22 protein-coding genes are annotated in these 25,238 nt (G+C 72.6%); 16 read left to right on the top strand and 6 right to left on the bottom strand.

Annotated features, from left to right (window positions below):
- The first annotated feature begins 14 nt into the window (after positions 1 to 14).
- The 9 genes from E1262_RS09700 to E1262_RS09660 all read left to right on the top strand — a co-directional run bounded on the left by E1262_RS09700 (position 15) and on the right by E1262_RS09660 (position 10,064).
- On the top strand, positions 15 to 1,193 hold the full coding sequence (locus tag E1262_RS09700) for an ROK family transcriptional regulator (RefSeq protein WP_132102923.1): 1,179 nt from the start codon (positions 15 to 17) through the stop codon (positions 1,191 to 1,193).
- Complete coding sequence (locus tag E1262_RS09695; RefSeq protein WP_132102922.1) at positions 1,190 to 2,155, top strand: carbohydrate ABC transporter permease; 966 nt, start codon at positions 1,190 to 1,192, stop codon at positions 2,153 to 2,155. Before E1262_RS09700 ends, E1262_RS09695 begins: the two co-directional genes overlap by 4 nt.
- Positions 2,148 to 2,948 (top strand): carbohydrate ABC transporter permease, encoded by an 801-nt coding sequence (locus E1262_RS09690; RefSeq protein ID WP_132102921.1) that lies wholly within the window; start codon positions 2,148 to 2,150, stop codon positions 2,946 to 2,948. Before E1262_RS09695 ends, E1262_RS09690 begins: the two co-directional genes overlap by 8 nt.
- Positions 2,949 to 2,960: 12 nt before the next feature.
- Positions 2,961 to 4,208 carry an ABC transporter substrate-binding protein gene (locus E1262_RS09685; protein ID WP_132102920.1) on the top strand — a complete coding sequence of 416 codons (1,248 nt, stop codon included), beginning with the start codon at positions 2,961 to 2,963 and terminating at the stop codon, positions 4,206 to 4,208.
- Between the two features lie 32 nt (positions 4,209 to 4,240).
- On the top strand, positions 4,241 to 5,380 hold the full coding sequence (locus tag E1262_RS09680; protein ID WP_132102919.1) for a glycoside hydrolase family 15 protein: 1,140 nt from the start codon (positions 4,241 to 4,243) through the stop codon (positions 5,378 to 5,380).
- The gene (locus E1262_RS09675) at positions 5,377 to 7,611 is read left to right on the top strand and encodes a glycoside hydrolase family 31 protein (protein ID WP_132102918.1); all 2,235 of its coding nucleotides are present in this window, start codon (positions 5,377 to 5,379) and stop codon (positions 7,609 to 7,611) included. Before E1262_RS09680 ends, E1262_RS09675 begins: the two co-directional genes overlap by 4 nt.
- Before the next feature lie 42 nt (positions 7,612 to 7,653).
- Complete coding sequence (locus E1262_RS09670) at positions 7,654 to 8,061, top strand: VOC family protein (RefSeq protein WP_132102917.1); 408 nt, start codon at positions 7,654 to 7,656, stop codon at positions 8,059 to 8,061.
- A gap of 432 nt (positions 8,062 to 8,493) precedes the next feature.
- Positions 8,494 to 9,225, top strand: a complete 732-nt coding sequence (locus E1262_RS09665) for a hypothetical protein (RefSeq protein WP_132102916.1) — start codon at positions 8,494 to 8,496, stop codon at positions 9,223 to 9,225.
- Complete coding sequence (locus E1262_RS09660) at positions 9,222 to 10,064, top strand: hypothetical protein (protein WP_132102915.1); 843 nt, start codon at positions 9,222 to 9,224, stop codon at positions 10,062 to 10,064. The genes E1262_RS09665 and E1262_RS09660 overlap by 4 nt, the downstream gene beginning before the upstream one ends.
- On the opposite strand, the gene E1262_RS09655 is transcribed toward E1262_RS09660, so the two are convergent.
- The gene (locus E1262_RS09655; protein WP_238992886.1) at positions 10,061 to 11,554 is read right to left on the bottom strand and encodes a DUF7059 domain-containing protein; all 1,494 of its coding nucleotides are present in this window, start codon (positions 11,552 to 11,554) and stop codon (positions 10,061 to 10,063) included. The genes E1262_RS09660 and E1262_RS09655 overlap by 4 nt on opposite strands.
- A 17-nt stretch (positions 11,555 to 11,571) precedes the next feature.
- On the opposite strand from E1262_RS09655, the gene E1262_RS09650 reads away from it, so the two are divergent.
- Entirely contained in the window at positions 11,572 to 12,531 is a 960-nt protein-coding gene (locus E1262_RS09650; RefSeq protein ID WP_132102913.1) for a phosphotransferase family protein, read from the top strand.
- A gap of 13 nt (positions 12,532 to 12,544) precedes the next feature.
- Here the strand turns inward: E1262_RS09650 and E1262_RS09645 are convergent, their stop codons facing one another.
- Positions 12,545 to 13,195, bottom strand: coding sequence for a LysE family translocator (locus E1262_RS09645; protein ID WP_132102912.1), 651 nt, complete (start codon positions 13,193 to 13,195; stop codon positions 12,545 to 12,547).
- A 453-nt stretch (positions 13,196 to 13,648) separates the two neighbouring features.
- On the opposite strand from E1262_RS09645, the gene E1262_RS09640 reads away from it, so the two are divergent.
- The gene (locus E1262_RS09640; protein WP_132102911.1) at positions 13,649 to 14,341 is read left to right on the top strand and encodes a biliverdin-producing heme oxygenase; all 693 of its coding nucleotides are present in this window, start codon (positions 13,649 to 13,651) and stop codon (positions 14,339 to 14,341) included.
- 537 nt (positions 14,342 to 14,878) lie between these two features.
- Positions 14,879 to 15,421, top strand: coding sequence for an RNA polymerase sigma factor (locus E1262_RS09635; RefSeq protein WP_132102910.1), 543 nt, complete (start codon positions 14,879 to 14,881; stop codon positions 15,419 to 15,421).
- Between the two features lie 22 nt (positions 15,422 to 15,443).
- Here the strand turns inward: E1262_RS09635 and E1262_RS09630 are convergent, their stop codons facing one another.
- Positions 15,444 to 15,854, bottom strand: a complete 411-nt coding sequence (locus E1262_RS09630; protein WP_132102909.1) for a protein-tyrosine phosphatase family protein — start codon at positions 15,852 to 15,854, stop codon at positions 15,444 to 15,446.
- Positions 15,855 to 15,936: 82 nt separating this feature from the next.
- On the bottom strand, positions 15,937 to 16,860 hold the full coding sequence (locus E1262_RS09625) for a DMT family transporter (RefSeq protein ID WP_162605839.1): 924 nt from the start codon (positions 16,858 to 16,860) through the stop codon (positions 15,937 to 15,939).
- Between the two features lie 65 nt (positions 16,861 to 16,925).
- Here E1262_RS09625 and E1262_RS09620 point away from each other — a divergent pair, with 65 nt between their 5' ends.
- Entirely contained in the window at positions 16,926 to 18,227 is a 1,302-nt protein-coding gene (locus tag E1262_RS09620) for an aminotransferase-like domain-containing protein (protein ID WP_132102907.1), read from the top strand.
- Between the two features lie 132 nt (positions 18,228 to 18,359).
- Here E1262_RS09620 and E1262_RS09615 read toward each other — a convergent pair whose 3' ends face one another.
- Positions 18,360 to 20,618, bottom strand: coding sequence for a sodium-translocating pyrophosphatase (locus E1262_RS09615; RefSeq protein ID WP_132102906.1), 2,259 nt, complete (start codon positions 20,616 to 20,618; stop codon positions 18,360 to 18,362).
- 237 nt (positions 20,619 to 20,855) lie between these two features.
- Positions 20,856 to 21,203: an STAS domain-containing protein gene (locus tag E1262_RS09610; protein ID WP_131988954.1), complete on the bottom strand. Its 348-nt coding sequence runs from the start codon at positions 21,201 to 21,203 to the stop codon at positions 20,856 to 20,858.
- An 89-nt stretch (positions 21,204 to 21,292) separates the two neighbouring features.
- Here E1262_RS09610 and E1262_RS09605 point away from each other — a divergent pair, with 89 nt between their 5' ends.
- From E1262_RS09605 to E1262_RS09595, 3 genes are all read left to right on the top strand, one after another.
- Positions 21,293 to 23,620 (top strand): DEAD/DEAH box helicase, encoded by a 2,328-nt coding sequence (locus tag E1262_RS09605; protein WP_132102905.1) that lies wholly within the window; start codon positions 21,293 to 21,295, stop codon positions 23,618 to 23,620.
- Between the two features lie 77 nt (positions 23,621 to 23,697).
- A complete protein-coding gene (locus E1262_RS09600; RefSeq protein WP_132102904.1) occupies positions 23,698 to 24,114 on the top strand; it encodes a hypothetical protein in 417 nt (138 codons plus the stop codon).
- 213 nt (positions 24,115 to 24,327) lie between these two features.
- Entirely contained in the window at positions 24,328 to 25,197 is an 870-nt protein-coding gene (locus tag E1262_RS09595) for an EamA family transporter (protein ID WP_132102903.1), read from the top strand.
- Positions 25,198 to 25,238 lie beyond the last annotated feature (41 nt).

The following is a 25,238-nucleotide window of genomic DNA, read 5'->3' as shown; positions in this document are numbered from 1 at the left end:
GAAGGAAGTGCCGGATGCCCGTTCCCCGCGGTGACCTCACCCGCTCGGCCGTGCTGGCCGCGCTGGGCACGTCCGGCCCGCTGAGCAGGACCGACATCGCCCGGACGCTGGGCGTGAGCCCGGCCACCGTCACCCAGATCGTCAAGGACCTGCTGGCCCGCGGCCTGGTCGCCGAGGTCGAGCACCGCCCGTCCCGTGGTGGCCGGCCGGCCGTGCTGCTGGGGCTGGTCGGCTCTGCCGGCCGGGCCCTGGGCGCCAAGGTCGCCGCCGACCATGTCGCCGTCGTCGACGTTCGGCTGGACGGGCACGTGCGGCAGTCGTGGGAATGGCCGTTCGACGCGATGGCCGCGGACGCGCCGGACCGGCTGGTGGACTTGCTCCGGCCGCTCGTCGAGACGCCGGCGGACGACGCCGGCGACGACGCCCCGGCCGCGCCGATCCTCGGCATCGGCATCGGCGTCCCCGGCGCGGTCGACGACCAGGAGGCGGGCGCCGTCGACGCGCCGACGCTGGGGTGGCGGCGGCTCGCCCTCGGCGCCCGGCTGCGCGCCGCCCTGCCGGCCCCCGTCCTCGTCGAGAACGACGTCAACGCGCTCGCCGTCGCCGAACGGCTGTACGGCCGGGGCCGCGAGCACCGGAACTTCCTCGTCGTGACGATCGGCCGCGGCGTCGGCGCCGGGCTGGTCGTCGACGGGAGCGTGTACCGCGGCGCGGGCGGCGGGGCCGGCGAGTTCGGCCACTTCCCGGTCCGACCCGACGGCCCACAGTGCTCCTGCGGCAACACCGGCTGCCTCGAGGCGGCCGTCGGCCAGGAGGCGCTGCTGCGTGCCGCGCACGACGCCGGTCTCGACGCGCCGGACGCGACGATCTTCGCGACGGCCGGCGAGCTGTTCGGCCGCGGCGTCGCCGGCCTGATCAACGTGATGGACCCGGAGATCGTCATCGTGCTCGGCGAGGGCACCCGCGCCTGGGAGCACTGGCGGCCGGGGTTCGAACCGAGCCTGCGCGCCCACCTGATGCCGTCGCGCCGCGGCGTGCCCGTCGTCGTCGAGTCGTGGGACGACACGTCGTGGGCGCTGGGTGCGGCCGCGCTGGTCCTCGCCACCCCGTACGACGCGGCCGGCGCGACCGGTGGTCAGGGCGAGCTGGTCCGGGCCCGGCTCGGCGGCGCGCTCGCCGGGGAGCTGTCATGAGCACCGCGACGACCGGCCACCCCACGCACACGGCGACGGAGCGGCCGCGCCAGCCCAAGAACCGTCACCGCAACGCCCTGCGCTACGGCGGCAACCGGCTGCGCTACGCCGGCATCGTCGCGCTGTTCCTGGCCCCGAGTCTGGTTCCGCTGACGCTGTTCACGCTGGTCCCGATGGTCAGTTCGCTGTGGGTGTCGCTGCATGACTGGAACCTCATCACCCCGATGGAGTTCGTCGGCCTGGCCAACTACCGCGAGCTGCTCTCCGACGGCGACACCTGGGCGGCGTTCGGGCACACGCTCGGCTACATCGCCGGCTACCTGCCGCTCGTCTACGTCCTCGGGCTCGCCGCGGCGCTGGCCCTGAACACCGCGCTGCGCGGCCGCAACGTGTTCCGGGCGGCGTACTTCCTGCCGGTCGTCACCAGCTGGGTGGTCGTCGCGCTCCTGTGGCGCTGGCTGCTGAGCCCGGCGAACGGCCTGGTCAACCACGTGCTCGAGCTCGTCGGCGTCGACGGACCCGGCTGGTGGACCGACCCGGCGTGGGCGATGCCGTCGGTGATCCTCGCGTCGGCGTGGAAGGACCTGGGCTTCGTCATGATCATCCTGCTGGCCGGGCTGCAGTCGATCCCCGGCGAGCTGTACGACGCCGCGCGGGTCGACGGCACCAGCGCGTGGCAGCGGTTCCGGTACGTGACGCTGCCGCTGCTGTCGCCGTCGACCTTCTTCGTGGTGGTCATCTCGCTGATCAACGGCTTCCAGGTGTTCGACCAGGTATACGTCATGACCGGCGGCGGGCCGGCCGGCGCGACCGAGGTCGTCGTCCAGCAGATCTACGACCTCACGTTCCGGTACGGCCGGGCCGGCGACGCGTCGGCGCTGTCGTGGCTGCTGTTCGTGGTGGTGCTCGTGGTCACGATCATCCAGGTCCGCGGCCAGCGGAGGTGGGTGACCTATGCGTAGAGCCGCGCTGTACGCCGCCGTCATCGCCGGCGCGCTGGTCATGCTGTTCCCGTTCGCCTGGACGGTGATCACGTCGATCACGCCGGGCGCCGGGCTCGGGTCGCCGGACCTGATCCCCGACGAGCCCGGGCTGGACGCGTACCGCACGCTGCTCGACGCGATGCCGTTCTGGCGGATCCTGGCCAACAGCCTCTGGATCGCCGTCGCGTCGACGCTGCTGCAGCTCATCACCAGCGCCATGGCCGCCTACGCGTTCGCCCGGCTGGACTTCCCGGGCCGCAACGCGCTGTTCCTGGTGTACCTCGCGACGCTCATGGTGCCGATGCAGGTGCTCGTCGTCCCGCTGTTCATCGAGATGCGCGAGCTGAACCTCGTCGACACCTACGCCGCCCTGCTGGCGCCCAGCATCGCGTCGGCGTTCGGCGTGTTCCTGCTCCGGCAGGCGGTCGCGCAGGTGCCGATCGAGCTGGACGAGGCGGCGACCATCGACGGCGCCGGGCACCTGCGCATCTTCGTCTCGATCGTCTGGCCGCTGATCCGGCCGGCGCTGGCGACGTTCGCCGTCCTGGCGTTCATGTCCAGCTGGAACAGCTTTCTCTGGCCGCTGGTGGTCATCCGCTCGCCGGAGCTGATGACGCTTCCGCTCGGCCTCAGCACACTGCACGGCCAGTTCACCACCGAGTGGGACGTGGTGATGGCCGGCTCCGTGATCAGCATCGTCCCGATCGCCGTGCTCTATCTCGCGGCGCAGAAGTACGTCATCCAAGGCGTGGCCCGCTCCGGGCTCAAGTGAATGGAGTTACCGATGACTCACCCGATCCGGCTCGGCGCCGTGGCCGCTGCGGCCGCGCTACTGGCGCTTTCGGCCTGCTCCCAGGGCTCGGCCACCCGCTCCGACGGCGGCGAGGACGGCGAGGTCGTCGTCCGCTACATGGAGTTCTCGTCCAACGGCGGCAACGAGCAGAACCTCGACGCGATCGTCGCCGCGTTCGAGGACGAGAACCCGAACATCGACGTCCAGGTCGAGACGACGCCGTACGCCGACTACTTCACCAAGCTGCAGACGGCGGTCGCCGGCGGCACCGAGGCCGACGCGTTCGAGCTGAACTACGAGAACTTCGTGACTTACGCCGAGAGCGGCGCGCTCGCGGAGCTCGACGTCGACGGTGACGCCTACACGCCGTCGCTGCTCGAGGCGTTCCAGCACGACGGCACCCAGCTGGGCCTGCCGGAGTCGTTCAGCGACGTCGTCCTGTTCTACAACAAGGACCTGTTCGCGGCGGCCGGCGTGCCGGAGCCGACCGCGGACTGGACGTGGGAGGATGAGCGGGCCGCCGCCGAGGCGCTGACGGACACCGCGGCCGGCGTCTGGGGCGACTACCAGCCGGCGACGTTCCACGAGTTCTACAAGGCGCTGGCTCAGGCCGGCGGGCGGTTCCTCACCGAGGACGGCAGCGCAACGGCGTTTGACAGCCCCGAGGGCATCGCCGCGGCGACCTGGCTGACCGGCAAGTCCGGCACCGTCATGCCGACCGAGGCCGAGGGCGCCGGCACCCCGGACTTCGACTCGACGCTGTTCCGCGAGGGCAAGCTGGCCATGTGGCACAGCGGCATCTGGATGTTCGGCCCGCTGGCCGACGTCCCGTTCGAGTGGGACGTCGTCGTCGAGCCGGGCGACCAGACCAAGGCGAGCGCGATGTTCACCAACGGCGTCGTCGTCAGCGCGAACAGTGAGCACCCCGAGGAGGCGCAGGCCTGGCTGGAGTTCCTGACGTCGTCCGACACCACGGTCGACACCCGGCTCAACGCCGGCTGGGAGCTCCCGCCGATCGCCGACCAGGACAAGCTGGCGCCGTACCTCGAGCAGACGCCACCGGCGAACCGTCAGGCCGTCTTCGACGCGCTGGACGAGACCGTGCTGCCGCCGGTGATCGTCCGTCAGCAGGAGATGCAGGACGCCGTCACCGAGGAGCTGGGCAACGCCGCGGCCGGCCGCAAGACCGTCGAGCAGGCCGTCGCCGACGCCGCCGCCCGCGTCGACGAGCTGCTCTGACCACCCTTGGGTCGACGAAGAAGAGAGCATCCGTGACCGACACCTCCACCCCGGCCGACCTCGGCGAGCTGGTCACGCTCGCCGAGGCCAGCCACCGGGTCATCGCCACCCACCAGGCCCCGTCCGGCGCCTACCCGGCCAGCCCGACGTTCAGCGCCTACCGCGGCTACAGCTGGTTCCGTGACGGCGCGTTCATCGCCGAGGGCGCCAGCCGGTACGGCGACGCCGACGGCCCGGCGGCCTTCCACCGCTGGTGCGCCGACGTGCTGACCAAGCGGACGGACCAGGTCGACGCGCTGGTCGGGCGGGCCGGCAGGGGCGAGCACATCCCGGTCGCCGACATGCTGCCGACGCGGTACACCATCGACGGCGCCGTCGGGAACGACCCGTGGTGGGACTTCCAGCTCGACGGCTACGGCACCTGGTTGTGGGCGCTGGCGGCGCACGCCGACCGGCACGGACCGGTCGACGGTGTCGACGGCGGCGTGGCCACGGCGGTGCGGTACCTGACGACGTTCTGGGCCCGGCCCTGCTACGACTGGTGGGAGGAGCACGTCGACCACCGGCACGTGTCCACGCTGGGCGCGATCCGGGCCGGGTTGGCGGCGGCGACGGCCCATCCGGCGCTGGCCGGCGCGCTGCCGGGCGCATTGCGGTCGGCCGCGGCCGAGGCCGCCGCGGCGATCGACTCGCTGGTGCTCGCCGAGGGCGTTGTCGACGGTCACCTGATGAAATGGCTCGGCGCGGCCGACGTCGACGCGAGCCTGCTGGCCTGCGTCGCGCCGTTCGGGCTGGTCGGAGTCGAGAGCGCGATCGGGAGGGCGACGGTGGACGCCGTCGAGGCCGCGCTGTGCGTCGACGGTGGCGTGCACCGGTACGCCGCCGACACGTTCTACGGCGGCGGGCAGTGGCCGCTGCTGACGGCGTTGCTCGGCTGGAACCACGCCGCGGCCGGGCGTCGTGAGAAGGCGCTGGCGAGCCTGCGGTGGATCGCGGCGCAGGCCACGCCGGACGGCGAGCTGCCCGAGCAGGTCGGGCACCACCTGCTGGCCCCGGACCGCGAGCAGGAGTGGATCGACCGCTGGGGCACGGTCGCGACGCCGCTGCTCTGGTCGCACGGCATGTACCTGACGCTGGCGGCCGAGCTCGGCCTGGTGGGGAGCGCCCGATGATCCGGCACCGTCCGTTCGGCTCCGAGCACCCGTACGCCGTCACCGGCGACCAGCGGGTCCCGGCGCTCCCGGTGGACGGCCAGGCCTGCGAGCTGCGGGTTCGCGGGTCCGACGCCGTCGTCGCCGTCGTGTGCGAGTGGTCCGGCCCTGGCGGGGTGGAGACCTGGCCGCTGCTGGCGCCGTCGTCGGGGGACTCCGCCGCAGACGAGGCGGCGGACGGCGGGCACTTGGCCGCCGCGCAGGCGCGGTCGCTGGCGGACCGGTCGTACTGGTCGGTGTGGACGCCGCCACTGGCCGCCGGGACGGTGTACCGGTACCGGTTCGTGGCGACGACGGCTTCCGGTGCGACTCGACGGACTCGCTGGTATGAGGTGTCGGCCGGCGCGTGGTCGTCGTCGGGCGGCGAGTTGACGCTGTCCGGCGAGGGCGGCACCGACCGGCTGGTGCCGAGCAGCGTCGAGTGGCTGACCGGTCCGGAGGGGCCGCGACGCGTCCGGTTCGCGCTCCAGCTTGCCGGGGGCGAGCACGTCGTCGGGTTCGGTGAGCGCTACGACGCCGTCGACCAGCGCGGCCGCACGCTGGACGCCGTCGTGTTCGAGCAGTACAAGGCGCAGGGCGCGCACGGGCGGACGTACCTGCCGATGCCGTACGCGCTGGTCGTCGGTTCGTCTTCGTCGTGGGGGTTCCACGTCCGCACGGCCCGGCGCACCTGGTACGACGTCGGCGCGACGACGCCTGACCAGCTGGTCGTCGAGGCCGAGCTGGACGGCGACGACGCGCTTTCCGTCCGGCTCTACGCCGGCGCGCCCGCCGATGTCGTCCGGCAGTTCGTCGACGAGGTGGGCCGGCCGGAGGCCCTGCCCGACTGGGTGTTCCGGCTCTGGGCCAGCGGCAACGAGTGGAACACGCAGGCCCGGGTGATGGCGGAGCTGGACGCCCACCGGGACCACGACATCCCCGTCGGCGCCCTGGTCATCGAGGCGTGGAGCGACGAGTCGACGTTCACCGCGTTCCGCGACGCCGTTTACGACGTGAACGAGGACGGCTCGCCGCACCTGCTGGCCGATTTCACCTTCCCCGCCGACGGCGCTTGGCCGGACCCGAAGGGCATGGTCGACGAGCTGCACGCGCGCGACGTCCGGGTCCTGTTGTGGCAGATCCCACTGCTGAAGATGCGGCCGCACCCGACCGGCCAGCTGGCGGCGGACGCACGCGCGGCGATCGCGGGCGGCTTCCTCGTCACCGAGGCGGACGGGCGGCCGTACCGCAACCGCGGCTGGTGGTTCCCGCTGGCGCTGATGCCGGACCTCGCGTCGGAGAAGGCGCGCACCTGGTGGACGGAGAAGCGCCGCTACCTGGTCGAGGAGGTCGGGATCGACGGCTTCAAGACCGACGGCGGCGAGCACGCGTGGGGGCACGACCTGGTGCACGCTGGCGGGTCGGCGCGCGGGCTGGCCGGCAACAACCGGTTCCCCGTCGAGTACGCGCGGGCCTACGGCGACCTGTTGCGGTCGGCGGGCAAGGCGCCGGTGACGTTCAGCCGGGCCGGCTTCACCGGGTCGCAGGCGCACGGCGCGTTCTGGGGCGGCGACGAGGACTCGACGTGGGACGGGTTCCGCGCTGCCGTCGTCGCCGGGGTCACGGCCGGGGCCTGCGGGATCGTCTACTGGGGCTGGGACCTGGCCGGCTTCTCCGGCGACGTGCCCGATGCCGAGCTGTACCTGCGCGCCGCCGCGGCGTCGACGTTCATGCCGATCATGCAGTACCACTCGGAGTTCAACCACCACCGGCTGCCGCTGCGCGACCGCACCCCGTGGAACGTCGCCGAACAGACCGGGGACGAGCGGGTGCTGCCGGTGTTCCGCCGGTTCGCGCACCTGCGGGAGCGACTGGTCGGCTACCTGTCGTCGGCCGCCGCGGCGGCCGTGTCGGGTGCGGCGCCGCTGATGCGCGGGCTGTTCTTCGACTTCCCCGGCGACGCGTCGGCGTGGTCGGTCGCCGACCGGCAGTTCCTGCTGGGTGACGACCTGCTGGTGGCGCCGGTCCTGTCACCGGGCGCGTCGACGTGGAACGTATACCTGCCGGCGGGCTCGTGGGTGGACGTGTGGACGGGCACGCCGGTGTCCGGTGGGCAGGCGGTGACCCGGCCGGTGCCGATCGACGAGATCCCGGTCTACTGCCGGTCGTCCGCGTGGCCGGAGCTGCGTGCAGTGTTTGACGGCCTGCCGTAAACCTGTCGTCCGGCGGCGCCGTCGTGCGGCAGGCTGTGGCCCATGACGTCGCGCATCTCGCACACGACCATCGACTGCGCCAACGCCTACGAGCTGTCGGAGTGGTGGAAGCAGGTCCTCGCCTACGTCGACATCGCCGACGACCCCAACCAGCCCGGCCACGACGAGTGCATGATCCAGGCGCCGGACGGCAGCCACCAGGTGCTGTTCATCGAGGTGCCCGAGGGCAAGACCGTCAAGAACCGCATGCATTTCGACCTGCGCCCCACCGACCGCACCCAGGACGAGGAGATCGAGCGGCTGCGCGGCATCGGCGCCACCGAGGTCGCCGACCATCGCGGCATATACGGCGCCGGCACGGGCTGGGTCACGCTGGCCGACCCCGAGGGCAACGAGTTCTGCGTCCTCCGCAGCGACGCCCAGCTGGCCGAGGCCGGCGCGCAGTCCTGAGTCGCATGGCCGTACACACGATCCCACGGCCCTCGGTTCGACGAATCGGCGGACTCTTGAGGCTCCTCGCCCCGATCCGTGGTCAGGTGGTGCCGCCGAGAACGTCGACCCGCTGGCTCTCACCGACGCCGGGAGGGTCGACGTAGGAGCGTGGTGACAAGGACGCCAACTGTTGGCACCGGTGTCACCCCGTCCCCGGGGTCACGACCGGCCCAGCCCAGCCCAGGGCGGCGCGGCGTCGGCGTACGGACGAGATCGCCGCGCCGATCACGTCTCTCCATGGCCCCCGACTGGGTTGGCCCACCGGAACCGGACATGCCGGGACGAACGGGATGTTCATCGGGGGTTCACGTGGACGACGGCCGGGCGGCGGATGCTGCGCGCCCGGCCGATGTTGGCTGTGCGCAGTCCTGTCACGCCGAAGGAGGGCCGGTGCCGATCGTCCACAGGAACCGCGGTCCGCGCCGGCAGGTCGCCGTAGCGCTCGCAGCCGTCATAACGGCCGCCGGGGTCGCCGGACTGGCGGCGGCGCCGGCCGGCGCGCACCCGTTCGGGCCGCCGTTGTCGGCACGGCTGGACGTCGACGGCGCGGAGGTGGCGGTCACCTGGACCGCGGCCGAGGACGACTGGGTGAACCTTGGCGAGCACCTCGACGCGTTCACGACGCAGACCGACGAGAACGGCGCCCAGCTCACCGGCGCCGAGCTGCTGGCCCGCTCGGACAACCTGCCCAGCTACCTGCTCTCGCACTTCGTGATCGAGCAGGACGGGCAGCCGTGCGAGGGGCAGGTCACGCAGCTGCAGGATCTGCTGACGCTCGGCGCGCAGCTGGTCTACACCTGCCCGCGGCCGGTCGGCACCGTCGAGCTGACGGTCACGACGCTCACCGACATCAACGAGAACTACCGCACCGTCGTCACGTCGGACGTCGCGTCGGAGCCCGCACAGGCGCTGTTCACGGCCAGCACCGCCACGCAGCAGTGGAGCTTCGACGCGGCGTCGGCCGGCGGGACGGCCCGGGTCGCGCTGATGACGGCCGGCGGATTGATTCTCGCCGCCCTCGCCGGCGGCCTGCTCTGGTGGCGCCGCGGCACGACCCGGCGGCAGCCCGACGCGCGCCCGGCCGCCGACGCGATGGCGCAGACCGTCGAGGCGGCCCGGTGAACTGGCTCTACGAACTCGACACCCGGCTGATCGCGCTCTTCGACAACCCGGGCGTCTGGTGGACCGGGCTGGTCGTCGCGGTCGTGGTGGGCTGCGCGCACGCCGTCGCGCCCGGGCACGGCAAGACCATCGCGGCCGCCTATCTGATCGGCGCGCACGCCCGGTACCGCGACGCGGTCGTGCTGGGCGCGATCGTCGCCGGCATGCACACGTTCTCGGTGCTCGTGCTGGCGCTGGGCTGGGTCGGCCTGACGGCGTCCGGCGGCACCGACACCCGGGTGCTCACGTCCTGGCTGCAGGTGATCTCCGCGGTGATCGTCGTCGCCGTCGGGGTCGGGCTGCTGCGGCGGTACGTGCGCAGCGTCCGGGCCGCGCCGGCACTCGCCGCCGCCGGCCACGGACACGGGCACGGACACGGGCACGGACACGGGCACGGTCATGGTCATGGGCACGGCCATGGGCACGGCCACGGTCACGGGCACGAGCCGCCGCCCGGCGTGGCGCCGTGGTCGCGACGGGGTCTGGTCGCGCTCGGGCTGTCCGGCGGGCTGCTGCCGTCGCCGTCGGCGTTCCTGATCCTGGTGAGCGGCATCCTCACCGGCCGGACGGCGTACGCGCTGATCCTGGTGGTCTGCTTCGCGATCGGGCTGGCCGGGACGCTCACCGCCGTCGGCCTGCTGGTGATCAAGGGCAGCTCTCTGCTGGCGGACTCGGCGCACCGCTCGTCCCGGCTGACGTGGATCACCCGCGGCGTGCCCCTGCTCGCCGCCGTCGGCGTCCTGCTCGGCGGGCTGGTCTACCTGGTGGTCGGCGTCACCGCCGTCGCCGGCGCGTATTAACGGCCGATGAACTCCAGGAAGCCGTCCTGGACGAGCGTGCGCACCCGCGGCAGCAGCTCCGCCTGCAGCGCCACGGCGTCGGCCTCCAGCACCGTCGCCAGCGCGTCGACGATCGTCCCGGCCGGCAGCGTCCCGTCACAGGCGCCGACGAACCCGGCCTCGGCGGTCCCGGCGGTGACGGCGCGCAGCAGGCCGCGCCGCTGCCGGAGCACGATGTGCTCGGGATCCTCGTCGCCGGGGCGGCCGACCTGCTCCTGCACGACGTCGGCGGCCTGCACGAGCCGGGTGGCCAGCAGCTCGTCGTCACGAACCCGCAGCTCGGACACCCGGTCGAACCACGCGCCGACGGCCGGCCCGAGCGGCTGCTCGACGGCGTGCGGCCACTCCTCGATGCGGACCACCGGGTCGGCCGCGCCGGACCGGCGCAGAGCGATCCAGCCGAACCCGATCCCTTCGACGGACTGCTCATCGAACCAGCGCAGCCAGTCCGCGTACCGCTGCGCGTAGCCGGCGTCGCCGACCTCGCCCGAGTCGCGCAGCCACAGCTCGACGTACTCCGCGGGGTCCTCGACCTCGCGCTGGATCACCCAGGCGTCGCAGCCGGTCGCCGCGACCCAGGCGCCGAGCCGGTCGCGCCAGTCCTCCCCGCGGACGTGTGTCCAGTTCGCCAGCGACTGCAGCAGCCCGCCTTCGGAAAGGTGCCGGGCCCCGTCGACGACGACCCGGCGGGAGATCTCGTCGCCCGGCAGGCCGCCGTCGCGGTACACGTGCGTGCCGCCGGGTGAGACGACGAACGGCGGGTTCGTCGCGATCAGGTCGAACGTCTCGCCGCCGACCGGCTCGAAGAGGCTGCCGCGGCGCAGGTCGACGTCGAGGCCGTTCAGGCGCACAGTCAGCGCCGCCAGCGCCAGGGCCCGGGGGTTCACGTCGGTCGCGACCACGTGCACGCTGTGCCGGGCGAGGTGCAGCGACTGGACGCCGCAGCCGGTGCCGAGGTCGAGGGCGCGCTCGATCGGCCGGCGGACGGTGAGCTGGGCGAGCGTGCTGGATGCGGCGTTGAGGCCGAGGACGTGGTCGTCGGGGATCGGCGCCCGCTGACCGTCCATGCCGGGCGTGAGGTCGGCGACCACCCACCAGTCGCCGGCGTCGTCGGCGTACGGCCGGACGTCGACCACGGCCCGGACGGTGTCGCCGTCGGCGCTCGCTTCGAGGATGCCGCCGGCCAGCAGCGGCTCGACCGGCAGCACCCGCTCGAGCAGCCGCCGCTCGACCGGCGCCTGCAGCGACCACAGCCGCGCCAGCAGCGCCGGCGCGTCGTCCCGCCCGCCGACGGCGAGCCGGCCCGGCGTGGTCTCGTTGCGGTCCAGTGCCGCGGCAGCCCGCGGACCGAGCAGGTGGCGGACGCCGTCGACGGTGTACCCGGCCGCCGCCAGCGCGTCGCGCACGCGGGCGACGTCGTCGTCGGACAGGCTGGGGTGTGGTGTCGTCACGCCGATATTCTGTCGCGATGCCGCGAGCCGCCGGGGTCCGAGTCCGGTACGAGCGGATTCCGCCGGCGGTGCGCGACTGGGTCGAGACGTCGCTCGGCTCCGCCGTCACGACCACGACCGAGCAGACCGGCGGGATGTCGCCCGGCTGCGCAACCCGGCTGGTGACCGCCGGCGGACAGACCGCGTTCGTCAAGGCGGTCGGCGCGTCGCTGCAGCCGGACACGCCGCTGCTGTTCCGTCGCGAGATCGCGGTGCTCGGGTGGCTGCCGCCGGCGCCGTACCGGCCCGCGCTGCTCGGGAGCTACGACGACGGCGATTGGGTCGCGCTGCTGCTCGAGGACGTCGACGGCCGCCCGCCGGACCTCGCCGATCCGTACGGCGCCGACGCGACCGCCGTCCGTGCCCTGGTCGACCGGCAGGCGCGCGAGCTGACGCCGTCGCCGCCGGGCGTGGTCACGCGGCGGCTCCCGGACGTGGCCGAGCGCTGGCGGGAGCGCTGGGCCGAGCTGGCCGGCGCACCGGAGCACGCCCTGCCGCCGTGGATGGCCGGCCGGATCGCCACGCTGTACCGACGCGTCGCCCGGCTGCCGGAGCGGCTCGCCGTCGAGTCGCTGTGCCACTGGGACGTGCGCGAGGACAACCTGCTGATCCGGCCGGACGACGCCGTGGTGATCCTCGACTGGGGGATGTCCTGCCTCGGTCCGTCGTGGGCCGATGCGTTCATGCTGGCGCTGACCTGGGTCGACACTCCGGCGTTCGACGAGCTGATGGCGGAGCGGCCGGTCGACGACGACCTGGTGACCGACCTGGCGCTGGCGTTCGCCGGCTCGCAGGCCTGGCGGGGCGCGCGGCCGGCGCCGCCCAGGCTGCCGACGCTATCCGCCTACTGCCGCGCGGAGGCCGAGCGCGCGTTCGCCGGGGTCCACCGGCGGCTCGGCTGGACGAGCGCCAGTTCGGCAACGGCCTCATGTATCTGAACTACGGCGTGTGTTAGGTCGCGGCGGCGACCGGCTTGGACCGGTCGGTGAGCATCCGCACCGCGAGCCCGGCCAGCACCGACCCCATCATCCAGCGCTGCGCCCGCAGCCACAGCGGCCGCGAGCCGAGGAACGACGCCAGCGAGCCGGCGGTCAGCACGATCAGCGCGTTCACCGTCAGCGCCACCGCGATCTGCGTCAGCCCGAGCACGACGCTCTGCCCCGCGACGCTGCCGCGCGCGGGGTCGACGAACTGCGGCAGCAGCGACACGTAGAGGATCGCGATCTTCGGGTTGAGCAGGTTGGTCACCAGGCCCATGGCGAAGAGCCGGCGCGGCGGGTCGGCCGGCAGCGGCTTCGGCGCGAACACCGACTCGCCGCCCGGCCGGATCGCCTTCCACGCCAGCCACAGCAGGTAGGCCGCGCCGGCGATCTTCAGCGCCGTGTACAACGCCGGCACCAGCGTGAACACCGCCGCGATGCCGGCCGCGGCGGCCAGCACGTAGACGACGAAACCGGCCGCGACACCGGTCAGCGAGACGAGCCCCGCCCGGCGTCCCTGGGTGATCGACCGCGACACCAGGTAGATCATGTTCGGCCCCGGCGTGAGCACGAGGCCCAGCGCGACGGCCGCGATTCCGAGCAGCGCTCCGGTGGTCACCATGCTCGAACCAACCCGCCGCCCGCTCCCTCGATTCCACTCCGCCCACGTTGATCTTGGAATTGTTCGGCCATCTATCGGACAAACCGCCCACCAATGCCGAACAACTCCAAGATCAACTTGTGGAGCGGGTGATCGTCTCACCGGCCGGGTCGAGCCCGTCGGCCTTGGGCTCGGTGATCGTCTGGCCTCCGGACCGGTGCCGGATGCGGCCGCCACGGTCTCAGCCGAGCTCACCGAGGCCCCGTCGCCAGGACCACCCGCAGCGCCGTCACAGGTCGACGGCGATGCGGGCACCGTCGGAAGCGTTCGACATGTCCCGCCCTTCACCCTGATGTCGGGCTTCTGTGGGTCATGAGCCACGGTATCGGTATAGGTAAGGCATACCTATATCTGGGTAGGCAAACCTAAGATGCGATACTGTCCCAAGCGCAGCGCCGACCCGGAGGAGAATCCGTGCCGACCACCCGAACGCCGGCCGAGGCCGAGCCCCGAACATTCTCCCAGGCCCTGCGCGAGCGCAGCTGGCCTCTGCACGACGTCGCCAACGGCGCAGACTTCATCAACGCGCTGATGGAGGGCCGGATCAGCCGCGAGGGGTACACCGCGCTCGTCACCCAGCACCTGTTCGTCTACGAGGCGCTGGAGTCGGTGGCCGCCGGAATGCGCGACGACCCGATCGCCGGGCCGTTCGTCACCGACGACCTCACCCGGGCGCCGTCGCTGCGCCGCGATCTCGCGTTCCTGCTGGGCGGCGCCGACGCCGTCGACGATCTCGAGCCGCTCACCGGGACCCGCCGGTACGCCGACCGCATCCGTGAGACGGCGCAGTGGCCCGGCGGCTTCGTCGCCCACCACTACACCCGCTATCTGGGCGATCTGTCCGGCGGGCTGGCCGTCGGGACGATCGTGTCGCGCACGTACGGCTTCGAGCCGGGCGGCGACGGCGTGCGGTTCTACCACTTCGCGCAGATCCCGAAGCCGCGGCCATTCAAGGACGCCTACCGCGCGCGGCTCGACGCCGCGCCGTGGAACCCGGACGAGCGGGACCGGGTGATCGACGAGGTGATCGCCGCGTACGGGATGAACACCGAGATCTTCACCGAGCTCGGCGCGGCGCACCCCGCGACGCCCGCGGTGGCCGGCTGACGTGCGGCGTCGCTGACATCGCGGCGCAGGCACGGGCGGCCGGCCGCGGCGCCTTTCCCGGCTCCGGGCGGACGGGCCGTAGCCGGGAAAGGCGCCGAGCTCAACGGGCCGGTCGGGTGCGGCGACCCGTTACCAGGACCGGGCCACGAACATGGCTCTGAACCGCTGGCGGAGACCCGTCCTGTGTGCGCGGGCCCGGTGTGCCCCGGCGCCGCGGCTCATCGCGGTCAGGTATCGCGGACCCGTCCCGAGTTGGGCATGTGCGGCCCGGTACTTGCGCCTGCGTTCTGCCATGGATCCCTCGCCCCCTCCAACTGGCGGCCTCACCCCTGAAGAGCCGCCACGTCGGCACCACAGCACGAATGATAAACGTGATCTCGCTCACAGTCATTGGTTTGGGTTGTCCATATTGAACGGATTTCATCGGTTTTGAACCGGCTATTTCGGTCCTTTTCCGGACCACGTACGTGTTTACCGAATGCACGCGTGCGGACATCCCCGACGCCGGATCGGCCTGGTCACAGCCAACGTTTCAGCATGATCAAGGGGTGGGATCATGAAGAGTTGACCGTTTTGCTCGATCGCGCGTATCAAGGGGACGACGTCGCGTTCGGCACTCTCTACCGCAGAGTGTCCCCGATGGCCCGGCGCGCCGCGCACAACATCGTGCGCGACACACACGCCGCCGACGACCTCGTCCAAGAGACCTTCTATCTCGTACTGCGGGCGGTCCGGTCCGGCCGCGGCCCGCGCGACTCCTTCACCGGTTACGTCCTGGCGACCGTGAAGCACCTGGCGTACCGGTACTCCAAGTCGGAGAGCCGCATCGTCACCAACGACGATCCCGACATGTGGGAGCGGCACACCGACCCCGTCCAGCCACCGGCACAGGCGGAGCGGGCCACCGCCGCGTGGGCCTCGCTGCCGCCGCGCTGGCGCAGCATCCTGTGGCTGGTCGAGGTCGACCGCTACTCGCCGGCTGAGCTGGCGGCCGGCATGTCGCTGACGCCGAACGCGGTCTCCAGCCTGGCGTCGCGGGCCCGGCAGGCCCTGCGGACGGCGTACCTGGCGATCGACTGACCGGCGCCGGCCGCCGGGGTCGTCAGCGCACGGCACGGAGCCACCGGCGCTGCCAGGGAGTCTCGACGGCCTTCGGGTGATAGCGCGCACGGATCCAGCCGACCGCCTCCGCCGCCGGGACACCGTCGAGGATCGCTAGCGCGGCCAGCGCCGTTCCCGTCCGGCCCCGGCCACCACGGCAGGCGACCTCGACCCGGTCGCCGTCCCGTGCCCGCTTGTGCGCCTCGTGCAGCGCGTCGAGGGCGTCGGCGCGGTCGAGCGGGATCCAGAAGTCCGGCCAGCGGATCCGCCGATGCGGCCACGCCGGCATGGTCCCGTCCGTCAGGACCAGCGCGAAGTCCGCCGGACTGGCCTCCAAGCCGAGCGCCCGTCCGCGCACCGTCGCGCCGCTGGGCAGGGTCACCACGCCTTGGTCGTCGAGCCAGTCCACCATGCGTAGATTCTCGGGCCGCGGCCGTCCGGTGCGGGCCGGGCTCGCCTACGCCCGCCGCGAACACCCGGCGCCGGTCGGTCGCTCAGACGGTCTCGGGGACGCTGGTGCCCGCGGCCTCGGGACGCCGGGCCGGAGCCGCCGGACGGCGCAGCCCGAGGGCGATGCCGGCACCGCAGAGCAGCGAGCCGGCCGAACCCACCGGGGACCAGACGGACGTGCCGGCGACAACGGCGACGACCATGCCGGCAATCGGCATCACCCCGGCGAACAGGCCGGCCCGGTCCGCGCCGAGCCGGACCACGCCGCCGTACCACAGCAGGAACGCGATCGCCGTCGTGCACACGGCCAGGAACGCGAGCGTCGCCGCCTCGGACGCCGTCGGGACGACGAGGTCGGCGCCCGGCTCCACTTGCGCCAGGACGGCCAGCAGCGGGACCGCCACCAGGCAGACCGCGCCGGACACCTGCAGCGGGCTGAACTCCTTGAGCAGCGGGACGGCGAGCAGCGTGAACGCCGCCTCGCAGAGCAGGAAGCCGACGGCGTACGGCAGCGCGCCGAGCGGGGCGGTCGTCGCTCCCTGCACGACCAGGATCCCGGCCACGACGACCGCGCTGCCGGCGACGGTCCGGGCGCGCACGCGGCCGCCGTCGAACAGCGGACCGGCCAGCGCCAGCACCAGCGGCGTCGCACCGAGCACGGCCGCGAAGAACGCCGGGTCGGACTGCTGCGTGCCCTCGATGAGCAGCCAGTTGAACGCGGCCAGCCCGGTCCCGGCCAGGAGCAGGAGCCGGCCCAGCTGGCGCGGCCGCGGCCGCGGGACGGGGACCCGGCGCACCCGCATGACGGCGAGCAGCACGAGCCCGGCCAGCAGATACCGCCACGTCTGTCCCGCGAGCACCGGGTAGTCGGCGAGCAGCGGGCCGAAGGCGATCGAGGCCCCCACGATGGTCATGCCGACGGTGCAGGCCAGCGCCCCGGAGAGGGTGGGCGACGTGAGTCGGGTCATGGCACGATCCTGTGCGGCATCTGGCCCGATAGACAGGGCCAGACAGGACATGGTCCACTAGGCCAGTGACGTCCGATGCCGCCGCCGAGCTCGCCGCGCCCTGGGGTCCGCCGCCGCCGAACGGGAAGGCCACGTGGCTGCGCGGCCGGCTGATCGACGCGATCCTCGGAGGCCGGCTGCCGGCAGGGACGGCGTTGCCCGGCGCCCGTGACCTCGCTCAGGCCGTCGGTATCGCCCGCGGGACGGCCGACGCGGTGTACGCGCAGCTGCAGGACGAGGGGTTCATCCGCTCCGAACCGCGGCGACGGCCGATGGTGACCGGCGGACCCGGTCCCGGAGCACCGGCGCTGGCCCCACCGAGCTCGGCCGCGCCGCCGCCGTCGCCAGGCGTGCCCGACCCGGCGCTCTTCCCGCATCGGCCCTGGGCCGCCGCGACCCGCGCCGCGCTCGCCGGGCTCTCCGAGCGGGACCTCGGTTATCCGGATCCGGCCGGTCATCCACGGCTGCGCGCCGCGCTGGCGGACTGGCTCGCCCGGACCCGCGGCGTGTCGGCCGAACCGGATCAGATCCACGTCACCGGCGGCGTCTCGCACGCGATGTGGATGCTGGCGACGGTGCTCGGCGTAGGGACCTGGGCGGTCGAGCGGCCATGTTCCCCCGGCACCACGCATCACCTGGTGCGCCGCCGGGTCGAGGTGGTGGAGGTGCCGATCGATGCCGCCGGTCTCGATCCCGCCCTGCTGCCCGGCGCTCCAGCTGGCGGCAGCGGGATCGGGGCGGTGATGATCACGGCGAGCCATCAGTACCCGACCGGCGTGCAGCTGTCCGCCCCGCGGCGACGGGCGCTCGTCGACGCCTGCCGCGCCGGCGGCCGCTGGATCGTCGAGGACGACTACGACTCGCACCTCGCCGCACCGGGCGTCGTGCCTGCGGCGGTGCAGGCGCTGGCGCCGGACCTGGTCGTGTTCACCGGGTCGCTGTCCAAGCTGCTGGCGCCGGGACTGCGGCTGGGCTGGATCGTCGCGCCGCCGTCCGTGGCCGACCGGCTCCGCGAACAGCGCGAGGACTCCGACCTCGGGGTGTCGACGGTGCTGCAGCTGACGGTCTCGGCGCTGATCGAGTCCGGCGACCTGGACCGGCACCTGCGCCGGGCACGCCGGGTCTACGACGGACGCCGGGCGCTGCTGGCGAAGCGGCTGGCCCCCCGATACGCCTTGAGCGGCGCGCCGGTCGGGGTGCACGCCTTCGCCCCGACGGACGAGGCGGCGGCGCTGTCGGGCGAGTTGCGGGCCGCCGGCATACCCGCCGCCGTCGTCGAGGACGAGGGGCACCCGGGCGCCGTGATCTCGGTCGCCGCCGTCCGCTGAGGCCGGCTGTCGTCGACCGCGACCAGGAACCCAGCGGCTGCCGGCGCCGTCGTACGGCGGAGAGACAGCAGCGGACATGGAACGGCGGCCGCCCCCACGAGGGGAGCGGCCGCCGCGCCGTGGATCAGTCGGTCAGACCGCCGCGCCCTCCCGGGCCGGCTGGTCCTCACCGATGACCGTCGAGCGCCGCTTGGAGAACCAGACCGCGCCGATGATGATCGCGACCGCGACCAGCGCGATCGTGTAGCGCAGCCCGTCGTTGGCGTCGGCGCCCACCGACATGGAGACGATGGCCGGCGCGATCAGCACGGACACCAGGTTCATCACCTTGATCAGCGGGTTGATGGCCGGTCCGGCGGTGTCCTTGAACGGGTCGCCGACGGTGTCGCCGATGACGGTGGCCGCGTGGGCATCGGAGCCCTTGCCGCCGTGGTTGCCGTCCTCGACCAGCTTCTTCGAGTTGTCCCAGGCTCCACCGGAGTTGGCCAGGAACACCGCCATGAGCACACCGGTCGCGATGGCACCGGCCAGGTAACCGGCCAGCGGGCCGACGCCGAGGCCGAAGCCGACCGCGATGGGCGCCAGGGCCGCCATCAGACCCGGCGTGGCCAGCTCGCGCAACGAGTCCTTGGTGACGATGTCGACGACGCGGCCGTAAGCCGGCGTCGACGTGCCGGCCATGATGCCCGGGTCGTCGCGGAACTGCCGGCGCACCTCGAACACGACCGCGCCGGCGGCCCGGCCGACGGCGTTGATGGCCAGGCCCGAGAACATGAACACGACCGAGGCGCCGATGATCACGCCGACGAGGACGTTCGGCGACACGATGTCGATGAGGAACGACGTCTCGCCGGTGATGTCCGCGCCGATCGATGCCAGCTCGTCGCTGATCGCCCGCGTGTACGAGCCGAACAGCGCTGTCGCCGCCAGGACCGCGGTGGCGATGGCGATGCCCTTGGTGATGGCCTTGGTCGTGTTGCCGACCGCGTCCAGCTCGGTGAGGATCTGCGCGCCCTCGCCGTCGACGTCGCCGGACATCTCGGCGATGCCCTGGGCGTTGTCGCTGACCGGGCCGAACGTGTCCATCGCGACGATGACGCCGACCGTGGTCAGCAGGCCGGTGCCGGCCAGCGCGATCAGGAACAGCGACAGCTCGACCGAGCCGTCACCCAGCAGGAACGCACCGTAGACGGCACCACCGATGACCAGCGCGGTGTACACGGCGGACTCGAGGCCGAGCGCGATACCCGAGAGCACGACCGTGGCCGGGCCGGTGAGCGAGGTCTTGGCGACGTCCTCGGTCGGCTTCTTGTCGGTGCCGGTGAAGTATCCGGTCAGCCACAGGATGACGCCGGCCAGCACGATGCCCAGGAACACGGCGACGGTCGCCAGCACACGCGGGTCGCCGTCGTGGTCGCCGAGGCCGCCGTCGAGCTGCGCGAAGCTGTCCGGCAGGTAGGCGAACGCCGCGATCGCGCACAGCACCGCTGAGAACACCGCGGAGATGTAGAACGCCCGGTTGATCGTGGTCAGGCCGTTCTCGCCGACGCGCGGCCGGGTCAGATAGATGCCGAGCACCGCGGTGAGCGCACCGAGCGCCGGGACGATCAGCGGGAAGACCAGGCCCTCCTGGCCGAAGGCGACCTGGCCCAGGATCAGCGCGGCGACCAGCGTCACGGCGTACGACTCGAACAGGTCGGCCGCCATACCGGCGCAGTCACCGACGTTGTCCCCCACGTTGTCCGCGATGGTCGCCGCGTTGCGGGGGTCGTCCTCGGGGATGCCCTGTTCGACCTTGCCGACGAGGTCGGCGCCGACGTCGGCGGCCTTGGTGAAGATGCCGCCACCGACACGCATGAACATGGCGAGCAGCGCGGCGCCGAAGCCGAAGCCCTCAAGCACCGTCGGGGCGTCCTCCTGGTAGGTGAGGACGACGACGGCCGCACCCAGGAGACCGAGACCGACGGTGGCCATGCCGACCACACCGCCCGTGCGGAACGCGACCTTCATCGCCGGGTCGCGGCCCTCGTCACGAGCAGCGGCGGCAACACGGACGTTCGCCCGCGTGGCCAGCCACATGCCCAGGTAGCCGATGGCGGCGGAGAAGGCCGCACCGACCAGGAAGAACAACGACCGGCCGAACCGGACGCCGGCATCGCCGGGGAGCAGGAAGAGCAGGCCGAACACCAGCACCACGAAGATGCCGAGTGTCCGGAACTGCCGGTTGAGATAGGCCGCGGCGCCCTCCTGCACGGCGCGCGCGATCGTCTTCATGTTCTCGGTGCCCTCACTGGCACTGAGAACCTCTCGGCGAAACAGCGCCGCCATCGCCAGGGCTGCCACCGCGATCAACGCGACGACAACCACGTAGGAGAGGTTGAGCCCGGTCATTCGTCCTCCTTGACGTCGCCCTCGGGCAGGGCGTTGAAACAGCTGTCCGCGGTCGGTCCGCTGGACCGACCGCTGACAGGAATCGGCTCGTTCTGTGTCGCCGGACCGCGAGGTGGGTAGGATCCGGCCGACCTGCGGAGTCTAGAGCGACCTGGACCCAAAGTTCACGTCGGTCCCCCACCGACATCGTTACGATCGTGTGAAAGTACCCACACGATGCCGCCTCGACAGACCCGCTCAGGGCATCTCCGTGGCGGCCACGGCCTCCTCGAGCGTCTCGTGAATCGGGAAGACCTTCGTGAGACCGGTGATGCGGAAGATCTTCAGGATCCGCTCCTGGTTGCAGACAAGCCGGAGGGAACCGTCGTGCTGGCCGACCCGCTTGAGGCCGCCGACGAGGACGCCGAGCCCGGTCGAGTCGAGGAACTCGACCTCACGCATGTCGACGACGATGTGGTAGTGACCCGAGTCGACGAGCTCGACCAGCTGGTCGCGCAGTCTCGGCGCCGTGTAGACGTCGATCTCACCCCCGACCGCGACCACGCTGCGGCCGCTCTCGGTACGGGTCGACAACGACAGGTCCACGCAGATCCTCCATGCCTCCATCGGTCAACACACAGCGTTCACCGCGTGCCGGGCTCATCCGCATTCAACCATGATGCGAGACTCACGGGGTGCCCCGCCCGAACGACCTGCTCGATGTACTGCTGACCGGTCCGCACCGGACCGGACGTGTCACGCACATCGAATCGATACCCGCCCGGGCCGCCAAGCCCGGCGCGTGGCCGCTCTGGGTGGACCCCGTCGTGCGCGATCGCTTCATGACCGCAGGCATCGTAGCGCCCTGGGACCACCAGGCACAGGCCGCGTCTCTGGCCTGGTCGGGACGGCACGTCGTCGTCGCCACCGGCACAGCGTCGGGCAAGTCGCTGGCCTATCAGCTCCCGGCGCTGACGGCGGCTCGCACCGGACGCCGCCTGGGCGGCACGACGCTGTACATCTCGCCGACCAAGGCGCTGGCGGCGGACCAGCTGCGCTCGCTCGACGACCTGGGCGTCCCCGGCGTCATGGCCACCACCTACGACGGCGACACCCCGGTCGAGCTGCGCGACGTGGCCCGCAGCCACGCGACCTACCTGCTGACGAACCCGGACATGCTGCACCACGCGATGCTGCCGGCGCACCACCGCTGGGCCGGCTTCCTGCGGTCGCTGCGGTTCGTCGTGGTCGACGAGTGTCACGGCTACCGCGGCGTCTTCGGCTCCCACGTCGCGCAGGTCCTGCGGCGGCTGCGGCGCGTCTGCGCCATGTACGGGTCGTCGCCGACGTTCGTGCTCGCCTCCGCGACGACGGCGGACCCGGCGCGCACGGCCGAGTTGCTCATCGGGCTGCCGGTCGAGGCCGTGACGGATGACGGGTCGCCGAGCGGGGGGAAGACGTTCCTGCTCTGGGAGCCGCCCCTGCTCGGCGAGGGCGCCGGCGGTTCGGCTTCCTGGGGCGTCGACGGCGGCACCGCCCGGCGACGCGGCGTTCTGGCCGAGACCGCCGACCTGCTCACCGACCTCGTCGTGGCCGATGCTCGGACCGTCGCGTTCGTGCGGTCGCGGCGGGCCGCCGAAACCGTCGCCGGCCTGGCACGGTCGGCGTTGTCCGAGGTGGACCCATCGTTGCCGGACCGGGTGGCGTCGTACCGGGCCGGCTATCTCGCCTACGAACGCCGATCGCTGGAGGCGGCGCTCAACGGCGGGTCGCTCATGGGGCTCGCGGCGACGACGGCACTGGAGCTCGGCGTCGACGTGAGCGGACTGGACGCCGTGCTGATCGCCGGTTGGCCGGGAACCCGCGCGTCGTTGTGGCAACAGGCCGGCCGAGCGGGCCGGGCCGGTCAGGAGAGCCTTGCGGTCCTGGTGGCCAGCGACAACCCGCTCGATTCCTATCTGGTGCAGCACCCGGAGGCGATCTTCGAGCAGCCGGTCGAGGCGACCGTGCTCGATCCGGACAACCCCTACGTGCTGGCCCCCCACCTGTGTGCCGCCGCGGCTGAACGTCCACTGACCGTCGAGGACGCGGCGATCTTCGGCCCGTCGACCGAGGACGTCCTGCCCACGCTGGAGCACCGGCGGCTGCTGCGGCGACGGGCCAAGGCCGAGACGACCTGGCACTGGACCAAGCGGGAACGTCCGACCGACCTGGCCGACCTGCGCGGTTCCGGCGGCCTGGTGAGCCTCGTCGAGGTGGGCACCGGCCGCGTGCTCGGGACCGTCGACGGCGTCCGGGCGCACTCGACGGCGCACGAGGGCGCCGTCTACGTGCACCAGGGCGACACGTACCTCATCGAGAGCCTGGACCTCGACGACGGCGTCGCGATGGCGCGGGCCGACGCTCCCGACTACACGACGACGGCGCGCGAGGTCAGCACGTTGCGGGTGCTGGACGAGTCGGCGTCGGAGAAGTGGGGGCCGGCGCGCCTCACGTTCGGAACCGTCGAGGTGGTCAGCCAGGTGGTCGGGTACCTCAAGCGGGCGCTGCGCTCGGGCGAGGTGCTCGGCGAGGTGCCGCTCGACCTGCCCGAACGCCGGCTGCGCACCCGCTCCGTCTGGTGGACGCTGCCCGACGACTCGATCGCCGCCGCCGGCGTCTCGATGACGGACGCGCCGGGCGCGGCGCACGCCGCCGAGCACGCGTCGATCGGGATCCTCCCGCTGGTGGCGAGCTGCGATCGGTGGGACATCGGCGGGCTGTCGACGCTGCTGCATCCGGACACCGGCACGCTCACCGTCTTCGTGCACGACGGGCATCCCGGCGGCGCGGGGTTCGCCGAGCGCGGGTTCCACGCGGCGCGGTCCTGGCTGACGGCGACGCGCGACACGATCGCCGCCTGCCCCTGCCGCGACGGATGCCCGTCGTGCGTGCAGTCGCCGAAGTGCGGCAACGGCAACGAACCGCTCGACAAGGCCGGTGCGGTGCGCCTGCTGGACATGCTGCTGTCCGGAGCGGACTGACACCGGCCGGATTCGCATGTCGGCGGCCCCAGTCGTCGCTACGGTGGGACATGGGGGTTCGATGAAGGGTGGTCGTCGTGGTCGCTGTGGCACTGATCGTTCTCCTGCTCGCTCTGCTGCTGACCATCGGCGTACTCACCGGCGCAGGTGAGTCGCTCTCCGTTGACCTGCTCGGTTCCGAGGTCACGACGTCCGGGTCCGCGCTGTACGTCGCCGGTCTGATCACCGGGCTCGCGACGCTGGCCGCCCTGTGGTTGCTGCGGATCGGGCTGCGCAAGGAGTTCAAGCAGCGCAAGCGGATGCGTGATCTCGAGCGACGTGCCGAGCGCGACGACCAACCGCATGGTGCGCCGGCGGACGACCGTCCGTCCTCCGACGACGGCCGGCATACCGCCGACGGCGACGAGCACCGTGGCAAGGATCGTGACGGCGACCGCCAGGAGCCGGCCCGCGCCGACTCCGGATCCCCGGCCCCCGACCGCGACGGCTCCTGACGCCTGGCTGGCCGCCGGCAGACCGACGCACGCCGCTCGCGCCCCAGCGGTAGACCGGCCACATCCGCGACCAGGCCGAGGGCGTCCGCCGCCAGGCCACGGACGGTGCCGCCGAACCAGCGCCTCGACTGCGCATGCCAGCTGCGGCAACCCCGGCCGAGTACTCGGCGCCAGCGGGTCGAGGCGGCTCGACCCAGCACCTAGGCTGGCCGCGTGACGTCGCCGTTCGGGTCGATTCCCGCTCCCGGGCTGGTGCTCGGCGGGATCTTCTCACTGCAGATCGGCGCCGGTCTCGCGAAGGGCCTGTTCGACACGCTGCCGCCGACCGCCGTCGTGTTCCTGCGGCTGGCGTTCGCCGCCGTCGCGCTGGTGGCCATCACCCAGCGGGCTGTCCGTGCGGCGCTGCATCGTGCGTCGCGCGGCGACCTGGGGTTCGCGGTCACCTTCGGACTCTCGCTGGCCGCCATGAACATCGCGATCTACGAGTCGTTCTCCCGCATCCCGCTCGGCATCGCCGTCACCATCGAGTTCATCGGCCCGCTCGGGGTGGCGGTCGCGCTGTCGCGCCGCCGGCTCGACCTGCTGTGGGTGCTGCTGGCCGGCACCGGCGTCGTGCTGCTGGCCCGCGGCGGGCCAGGCGGCATCGATCCGGTGGGCGTGCTGTTCGCCCTGGTGGCGGCTGTCGGCTGGGCGGCGTACATCCTGCTCGGCAAGCAGCTCGGCCAGCGGTTCCCGGGCTCGTCCGGGCTGACCATGGCCAGCGTCGTGGGCGCGGTCGCGGTGGCGCCGATCGGGCTGACCACTGGCGGCTCCGACCTCTGGCAACCTCACGTGCTGATGCTGGCCGCAGCGATCGCACTGCTGTCATCGGTGATTCCGTACTCCTTGGAAATCGAGGCGTTGCGTCGCATGCCGGCGACGGTGTTCGGGATCCTGATGAGCCTCGAACCGGCGGTCGCCGCGCTGGTCGGGCTCGTGGTGTTGAACGAGGTGCTGCACGTCCAGGAATGGGTCGCGGTCGGACTCGTCGTCGTGGCCTGTCTCGGCGCGACCCGGCAGCCACCGAGCCGCGCCGAGACCTGACCCGCCGCTGTCGCGGCGGCGCCCAGCCCCTCTCGTCCGGC

This window comes from Jiangella aurantiaca (genome assembly GCF_004349105.1).
GTDB classification, from domain to species: Bacteria; Actinomycetota; Actinomycetes; order Jiangellales; family Jiangellaceae; genus Jiangella; species Jiangella aurantiaca.
The sequence above is the reverse complement of the archived record's forward strand: the minus strand, read 5'-3'. Positions and strand labels throughout refer to the sequence as shown.